Below are 8,002 nucleotides of genomic sequence, written 5' to 3' on the forward strand. Positions count from 1 at the left end.
CACACCACCACCCAATCGACTTCAAAAAGGCACAGACAAGAACAAAAACCTCGTTGCCACTGTATCCGTTCCGGTGAGCCCGGACGCAGCGGCGCTCCTCTCCTCGATCAAGGTCGCGGTTGCCCGGTTCGATGATCGGAGCTCGTCGGGGTTCGTCAACGTCGGCGCCGGGGTGGCGGATGAGCTGATCGACCGGCTGGTGAACAGCGGGGTGCGCGTCCTCGAGCGGTCGGAGCTGGAAGCGGTGATGCAGGAACGGGGGCTCAATCCGGCGCTGACGAGTGACCTCGCGACTGCCAGTCGCCTCCTCGGGGCTGATCTGTTGATCGTCGGTTCGGTGACCAAAGTAAACGTGAGCCAATCCTCCTTGAGCCTCGGTTTCTTTAAGGTGAGCAACGCATCGGTGGAGGTATCGATGACGGCTCGGCTGGTGAACGCCTACACATCGGAGATCATGGACTCGGTCACCGCATCGGGATCAGAGCAGGGGACAACCGGCTTCTCCGTCGACCTGGGGAGGATCCTATCCCTCACCCAACCGCAGGGAGGGGACGTGTGCGCTGGCGGCCTGCGCACGGACAAGCCTTATTACTCCCCGAACGAGACGGTGCGAATCGGATACAAGAACCCGGGCCCCCCGAAGTGGTTCGGGATCGAGATATACCGCAACGGCGGTCCGTTCCTGCGCTGGCTCGATTGGCAATTCGTCCCCACCGGTGGGTGCGGGATTTGGTTCTGGGACCAACGCGATGCGGCCAACATCCAGATGGGGCCGGGAATATACACCGCAAAATTATGGGACGGAACCTCGTACATCGCGACCATCAACTTCCAGATCCGGCCTGGTAGCGGCCCGATCGCCCCGCTGATCGACGAGATCACGGTAGGAAGCGATCGGTTCGATGAGACGATCGTGGGGAAGGCGATCAATCGCACCTTGAATCAGCTCGTCGCCCGGCTGATCGACGGGATCGTCGCTGTCGCTCCTCAGCTGTCATCCTCCATGGCCGCGCGTGCGGAGAGCCCGGCTACGCCGGCGGTTACACTCGAGGGGCAGGTGGCGGCCCTCCTCCCCGATGGGCGCGTGGTGATCAACATCGGCACCAATGCCGGAGTACGGAAAGGGGACTTCTTCCAGGTCCTTGACACCGAGAACGTGATCACTGACCCCACTACCGGGAAGATCCTAAGCTACGACGTGCGCGGGGTAAAAGGGGAGATCGTGATCGTCGAGGTGCGCGATCGCGTCGCATACGGGGTAAAGACCTCCAACTTCGCCCCGATCGTCGGGGACATCGTCCGCCCGTCCGGTTGATCAGGGAGTACCCGATCAGCTAAACTGAGGACATGATGCACACCCGAACGATCGTCGTCCTGCTGTTCATCGTCTCCCTCGTCGGGATCACGGGGCTCGGGACCGGGATCGATGCGGTCAGCATCACGGTCAGCCTCCCGTTCGGTGGGCTCCCGCCCCTGTTCGGGATCACGGTTCGAAGTGAGATCTCATTCGGATACGGGGTAGCGAGCCTCCTCATCTCCCCGTCCGGGCAGACCGTGATCCGAGGCGGGGTTGAGCTCCCACTCGGGTCCGGGGGGAGCTACATCGACCTCCTCGGCGGAATCGCCTACTTCGACCTCTCCGCCCGGTTCCCTTCCCCAATGCTCGGGGGAGGGCTCTCCTACCGCGCTCCCCAGCATGGGTTCCAGTTCGGGATCGCCGGTGCGTTCATCTACCCGATCGCCCTCGGCCCGCCGCTCGTGACCCTCGAAGGAGGGTGGGCAAGGTGAAGCTGTTCGGCACGGACGGAGTGCGAGGAACGGCGAATCGCGATCTGACTCCGGAACTCGCCGTGGCGCTTGGGCGCGCTGCTGCCCGGGTCCTCGTTCCCCATGGAGGGACGGTGATCATCGGGCGGGACACGCGGGAGAGCGGGCCGATGCTCGAAGGGGCGCTCGCCGCCGGGTTCGCCGCGAGCGGCGCCGACGTCCTTCTTGCCGGAGTCATCCCCACCCCCGCGATCTCATTCCTCATCAAGGACGAGCATGCCGCCCTCGGGGCGGTGATCTCCGCCTCCCACAACCCACCCGCGGACAACGGGATCAAGTTCTTCGACTCCGCCGGGATGAAGCTCCCCGTCGCGCAGGAACGCGCGATCGAGGACGCATTCGACCACCCGCCGCAGGGGCTTCGTGTCGGCAGGATCGAACCACTGGAGGCGGCTGCGACCCGGTACGCCGCGTTCCTCACCGGAACGATCGAATCCGAGGAGGTGGATCTCTCCGGAACGAGGATCGTGGTCGACTGCGCCTACGGGGCGACGGGGGAGATCGCTCCCCGCGTCCTGCGCCACTTCAACGCCGAGGTGATCGAACTCCACACCGCCCCGGACGGATCGAGGATCAACCAGGAGTGCGGCTCCACCCATCTCGACCCGCTCCGAGCCGCGGTACTGGAACACAACGCCGACCTCGGGATCGCGTTCGACGGGGACGGCGATCGTGTCCTCCTCGTCGGCCCGGATGGGAAAGTGATCGACGGGGACCGAATGATGGGGATCGCCGCGCTGCACATGCAGCGGGCGGGCGCTTTCACCCCGCCGATCGTGGTGGCGACGGTGATGAGCAACCTCGGGCTGGAACGCAGGCTCAGGGATGAAGGGATCGAGCTCGTCCGCACCCCGGTGGGGGACCGTTACGTCGCCTGGGAGATGCACTCCCGCGGCGCCCGCCTCGGGGGGGAGCAGTCGGGGCACATCATCTTCTCCGACCATTCGCCGACCGGGGACGGGATCCTGACCGCGGTCAAGCTCCTCGAGATCGCGCACCTGCGGCGGACATCACTCCCTGAGCTGGCGGAGGAGATCCCGCTCTTCCCCCAGATCCTCCGGAACGTCGCGGTGGACGATCCGACTGCACTCGCCTCCCACCCGACGGTGACTGCGGCCGTCTCCCAGGAATCGGCGCGGCTCGGGGACAGGGGACGGATACTCGTCCGCCCGTCCGGGACACAGCCCCTCGTACGGGTGATGGTCGAGGCGATCGCTCCCGAGCTCTGCGCGGAGGTCGCTGACCGGCTCACCGCCGCGATCGAGCGGGCCGCTCAGTCCCCGGCAAACGGATAAGTAAGGATCGGGGTCCGCACGGCGCGGGTCTGATCGAGCCGCCGCACCGGGGTCTTCGTCGGAGCGGCGTGGAGGAGCTCCGGGTCCTCCCTGGCCTCGCGCGCTATCTCCTCCATCGCTTCCGCGAACCGGTCCAACGTCTCCTTCCCCTCGGTCTCGGTCGGCTCGATCATCAACGCCTCGTGCACGATGAGGGGGAAGTAGATCGTCGGGGGATGAAAACCGTAGTCGAGGAGCCGCTTGGCGATGTCCAGGGTAGAGATCCCTTCCCCGATCCCCTTCCCGGAGAGAACGAACTCGTGCTTGCACAGCCGGTCGTAGGGGAGAGGATAGGTCCGCTTCAGCCTGGCCTGAAGGTAGTTCGCGTTCAGGACAGCATCCCCGCTCACGGCACGCAGTCCGGCGTCCCCGAGTTGAAGGATGTAGGCGTACGCCTTGAGGATCACTCCGAAGTTCCCGTAGAAGGAGTGGACGGCCCCAATCGAGTCGGGATGGTCCCAATCGAGGGAATACCGCTCCCCGTCCCGCACGATCCGCGGAACCGGGAGGTAGGGAACAAGCGGCTCAGCCACCGCCACCGGGCCGGCCCCCGGTCCTCCCCCGCCGTGGGGGGTGGACAGGGTCTTGTGCAGGTTGAAGTGGAACACGTCCGCTCCCATGTCCCCGGGACGGGCGCGACCGATGTAGGAATTGAGGTTCGCCCCGTCGAAGTAGCACAGCCCGCCGGCTCGATGGACCAGCTCGGTCACCTCGAGGATCCGCTCCTCGAAGATCCCGAGGGTGTTGGGGACGGTGAGCATGATCCCGGCGACCGTTTCGTCGAGCGCGCCCTCCAGGGTCGCGGGATCGACCATCCCATCCGGGCCAGACTTGATCTCTCGCACCGTGAACCCGGCGATCGTGGCCGAGGCCGGGTTCGTCCCGTGCGCCGAGTCCGGGAGGAGGATCACCTTCCGGTCCGCATCCCCCCGCGCCTCGAAGTAGCGGCGGATGAGGAACATCCCGGTGAGCTCACCATGCGCCCCTGCCGCCGGCTGCAGGGTGACAGCGGACAACCCCGCGATCCCGGCGAGGATCCGCTCCATCTCATACATGATAGCGAGTGCCCCCTGGACCAGGGACGGATCAGCGAGGGGATGAGCAGCCGCGAACCGGGGGAGGCGGGCGAGGTCCTCGGAGAGCTTCGGATTGTACTTCATCGTGCAGCTCCCCAGCGGGTAGAGCCCGTCATCGACCCCGTAGTTCATCTTGGACAGCCGGGTGTAGTGGCGGACGAGCTCCGGCTCGGGGAGGTTGGGGATGCGAGGCGGTCTCCGGCGCAGGAGCGCGGCGGGGATGTCCCCCTCCCCTTCCGGGACGTCCGGCTCAGGGAATATCCCCCTGACTCGATCCCGCGGTTTGTAGTCGAATATCGTCTTCATTCTCCCGCCTCCCGCAGTGCGTCCACCACCCGATCGAGCTCCTCCCGTGACCGCCGCTCCGTGACCGCGAACGCGATCGCCCCCTCCACCCCGAGGGCGGAGAGCCATCCCGGGTCGGAGACCGCGACTCCGGCGGATAGGAGCCGAGCTCTTATCGTTTCCGGATCTCCGGGGACGCGAACCACGAACTCGTTGAAGAACGGGCCGGTGAACGCGAGCGCGTAGCCCGGGAGCTCCGCGATCCGACCGGCGAGGTAGTGGGCCTTCGCCAGATTGAGCCGCGCCACCTGGGCCAACCCGTCCGCGCCCAGGGTCGCTAGGTAGACGGTGGCAGCGAGGGCGGAGAGCTGAGCATTGGTGCAGATGTTCGAGGTAGCGCGGGCGCGGCGGATGTGCTGTTCCCGGGTCTGGAGGGTCATCGTGTAGCCGGGGTTCCCGGCGGCGTCGACGGTGCGGCCCGCGATCCGGCCCGGCATCGTCCGGATGTAGCGCATCCGCGTCGCGAACAGGCCCAGCCCCGGCCCACCGAACGATGGGGGGATCCCGAGGGGCTGCCCCTCCGCGGTGACGATGTCCGCCCCGAACTCGCCCGGCGGGGCGATGATCCCCATGGCGATCGGGTTCGTCGCCACGATCAGAAGACCGTCGCGCACCTTGTTCTTGAGCCCGGTCAGGTCCTCGATCACCCCGAACGCATTCGGGGATTGGACCACGAGCCCGGAGAGCCCGGACGGGATTGCGGACCGATCGATTCGCCCCTCCGGGGTGAGGTATGGGACCTCGATGAGCTCGAGATCAGCCGCCCAGGCGTAGGTCTCGACGACGCGGCGATAGTGGGGAAAAAGAGCGCGGGAGATCCCGATCCTCCCCTTTCCCGCCACCCGCTCGGCCATCAATACGGCCTCGGCCAGAGCGCTCCCCCCGTCGTACATCGAGGCATTCGCCACCTCCATCCCAAACAGCTCGCAGACGAGCGTCTGGAACTCGAACATCGCAGTGAGGGTCCCTTGGCTGATCTCGGGCTGGTACGGGGTATAGGCGGTGTAGAACTCGGAGCGGGAGAGGACGTGGGCAACGACGCTTGGGATGTAATGGTCGTACATCCCCCCGCCGAGGAAGGAGATTACCTCGTTTGGATCAGCATTATTACTGGCGAATCGCTCTACCGTCCCGCGCACCTCGAGCTCGCTTTTCGGGGACAGGCCGAGGGGGCGGAACCGGGCCTTGACCTCCTCCGGGATGTCGGAGAACAGGTCATCGATCGACTCGACCCCGATCTCCGCCAGCATCTCACGCCGATCGGAGTCGGTGTTCACCAGGTAGCGCATCGACCGCTACTCCGACGCGATTAACTTTTCGTAGGCAGCCGCGTCGAGGAGGGAATCGACCTCCTTGGGATCGGCGATCTCGAGGACGGCGATCCATCCCGCACCGTGCGGGTCGTTATTGATCGTCTCCGGGGCGGATTCAAGCGCCCCGTTCACCTCCACCACCTCGCCGGCGACCGGGGCGTACACGTCGCTCACCGACTTCACCGACTCCACGGTCGCCAGGGTTTCCCCCTTGCCGACCTTCTTTCCCACCTCGGGAAGTTCGACGTAGACGATGTCCCCCAGCTCGCCCTGGGCGTACTCGGTGATCCCCACCTTCGCCCGATTCCCCTCGAGGTGGATCCACTCATGCTGTTCGGTATATCGATACTCCGTTGGATATGCCATCCGCTCTCTCCTCCTAATGATGTCAGGTGCGGGTGGATTATAAGCCCTTTCATCCCGCCAGGGCAACGGCTCAGAATGATGGCCCGTCCTCCCCCTCCCGCGCGAGGGGATAGAAGCTGGCGTACGCCTTGTGGAACGCAACGGTGAACTTGCCGAGCGGGCCGTTGCGTTGCTTGGCGATGATGATCTCCGCCTCGCCACCCGCGCCACGGGCGCTCGGGGCGGAGGTGTCCTCCGGCTCATCGTAGTAATCCTTGCGGTAGATGAAGATGACGAGATCGGCATCCTGCTCGATCGCTCCGCTCTCCCGCAGGTCGGCGAGCTGGGGACGCTTCGACTCGCGGCGCTCCACCGCCCGGTTCAGCTGGGAGACGGCGATCACCGGGATGTTCAGCTCGCGCGCAAGCTTCTTGAGGGAGCGGGAGATGTGGGCGATCTCCTGCTCGCGTACGTCGCTCTTCACCGCCCCTTCGATCAGCTGGAGGTAGTCAACGATCAACATGTCGAGCCCGTGCTGGGCCGCCATCCGGCGGGCGCGGGCGCGGATCTCGAGGATCGAGATCCCAGGGGTGTCGTCGACGATGATCGTCGACTTCTGGAACTTGCTCGCCGCGTTGGCGATGTCGCGCCACTTCGCGACCGGGACGTACCCACCGCGCAGGCGGTGCAGGCTCACCTGAGCCTCCCCGCACAGGAGCCGTTCCAGGACCTGCTCCTTGGTCATCTCCAGGGAGAAGATCCCGACCGCCCCTCCCTCCCGGATCGCTACGTGCCGGGCAAGGGCAAGGGCGAGGCTCGTCTTCCCCGTCCCGGGCCGGCCGGCAAGGACGATCAGATCTGACGGCTGCAGGCCGGAGGTCATCTCATCGAACCGGCGGAACCCAGTGGACAACCCGGTAATCGTATGCCGGTTCGGATCGCGGTGCAGTTCCTCCAATTTGTCGATATGCTCGTACAGGTACTGGCTGATCAGGTAGTAGTCTCCGGTCGAATCCCGGCGGGAGATGTCGAAGATGAGCGATTCGGCCTTATCCAAAATCTCATCAGTGTCCTGGCGTTCGTCGTATCCAAGCTCGACGATCCGCCCACCGACCTCGATCAACGCGCGCAGGATCGCCTTCTTGCGCACGATCTCGGTGTAGTACTCGAGGCTTGCCGTGGTGGTCACCCGGTCGAGGAGCTCGTTCAGGTAGATCCTCCCCCCGGCCTTTTCCATCTCGTTCCGCTCTTCCAACCGGTTCGCCACCGCCACGATGTCCGCCGGCTCGCCCCGATCGAACAGCTCCCGGATCACCCGGAAGATCACGCGATGGCTGCGGCGATAGAAGTGCTCCGGACGGAGCCGCTCGAGGATGATGGGAACGGTCTCTTCAGGCTCGAGAAGCGCGGAACCGAGCACGATCTGCTCCGCTTCGATGTTCTTCGGCAGATCCCGCAGCGCCGTCCCATCCGGGGAGATCCTCTCCTGTGCCACCGCCCCTCACCTCGCTTTTCTCTTCTCATTATAGGTCGTCCATCCCCGGCAGGCAAACGCAAAAATGCTGATTTGAACGGCACTTTTTCGCATCAAATCAATATTGCCGACCCTATGCCGGCTTGCACGCTTAACTCCCCAAAACCCTTTTGCCATCGGAATAATCTTTGAAGGACTTGACTAAGCGGCTAAATCGTGCTAGATTTATAAAAAGCTTTTAAAAAAGTCTGAGGGAAAAGTGAGGGAGGGCGTGGTCGGTACACAGGG

At 64.9% G+C, this 8,002-nt stretch carries 7 protein-coding genes; 3 read left to right on the forward strand and 4 right to left on the reverse strand.

What is annotated here, in order from left to right; genetic code table 11:
• The 3 genes from J7J55_00195 to glmM form a co-directional block, all read left to right on the forward strand.
• A partial coding sequence (locus J7J55_00195) for a hypothetical protein (GenBank protein MCD6141138.1) occupies positions 1-1,315 on the forward strand: 1,315 nt, incomplete at its 5' end.
• Between the two features lie 35 nt (positions 1,316-1,350).
• The gene (locus J7J55_00200; protein MCD6141139.1) at positions 1,351-1,788 is read left to right on the forward strand and encodes a hypothetical protein; all 438 of its coding nucleotides are present in this window, start codon (positions 1,351-1,353) and stop codon (positions 1,786-1,788) included.
• Positions 1,785-3,122, forward strand: a complete 1,338-nt coding sequence (gene glmM, locus J7J55_00205) for a phosphoglucosamine mutase (GenBank protein MCD6141140.1) — start codon at positions 1,785-1,787, stop codon at positions 3,120-3,122. The genes J7J55_00200 and glmM overlap by 4 nt, the downstream gene beginning before the upstream one ends.
• Here the strand turns inward: glmM and gcvPB are convergent.
• The 4 genes from gcvPB to dnaB all read right to left on the reverse strand — a co-directional run bounded on the left by gcvPB (position 3,101) and on the right by dnaB (position 7,699).
• The gene (gene gcvPB / locus J7J55_00210; GenBank protein ID MCD6141141.1) at positions 3,101-4,543 is read right to left on the reverse strand and encodes an aminomethyl-transferring glycine dehydrogenase subunit GcvPB; all 1,443 of its coding nucleotides are present in this window, start codon (positions 4,541-4,543) and stop codon (positions 3,101-3,103) included. The genes glmM and gcvPB overlap by 22 nt on opposite strands.
• On the reverse strand, positions 4,540-5,871 hold the full coding sequence (gene gcvPA / locus J7J55_00215) for an aminomethyl-transferring glycine dehydrogenase subunit GcvPA (GenBank protein ID MCD6141142.1): 1,332 nt from the start codon (positions 5,869-5,871) through the stop codon (positions 4,540-4,542). Before gcvPA ends, gcvPB begins: the two co-directional genes overlap by 4 nt.
• A 6-nt stretch (positions 5,872-5,877) precedes the next feature.
• On the reverse strand, positions 5,878-6,261 hold the full coding sequence (gcvH, locus tag J7J55_00220) for a glycine cleavage system protein GcvH (GenBank protein ID MCD6141143.1): 384 nt from the start codon (positions 6,259-6,261) through the stop codon (positions 5,878-5,880).
• A 70-nt stretch (positions 6,262-6,331) separates the two neighbouring features.
• Entirely contained in the window at positions 6,332-7,699 is a 1,368-nt protein-coding gene (dnaB, locus tag J7J55_00225) for a replicative DNA helicase (GenBank protein MCD6141144.1), read from the reverse strand.
• Positions 7,700-8,002 lie beyond the last annotated feature (303 nt).

This window comes from Candidatus Bipolaricaulota bacterium (genome assembly GCA_021159055.1).
Taxonomy (GTDB): domain Bacteria; phylum Bipolaricaulota; class Bipolaricaulia; order UBA7950; family UBA9294; genus S016-54.

What these genes read in the sequence shown, in the direction of transcription:
- J7J55_00200 (MCD6141139.1), top strand. Translation starts at nt 1,351, where the DNA reads ATGCACACCCGAACGATCGTCGTCCTGCTGTTCATCGTCTCCCTCGTC.
- gcvPB (MCD6141141.1), bottom strand. Translation starts at nt 4,543, where the DNA reads ATGAAGACGATATTCGACTACAAACCGCGGGATCGAGTCAGGGGGATA.
- gcvPA (MCD6141142.1), bottom strand. Translation starts at nt 5,871, where the DNA reads ATGCGCTACCTGGTGAACACCGACTCCGATCGGCGTGAGATGCTGGCG.
- gcvH (MCD6141143.1), bottom strand. Translation starts at nt 6,261, where the DNA reads ATGGCATATCCAACGGAGTATCGATATACCGAACAGCATGAGTGGATC.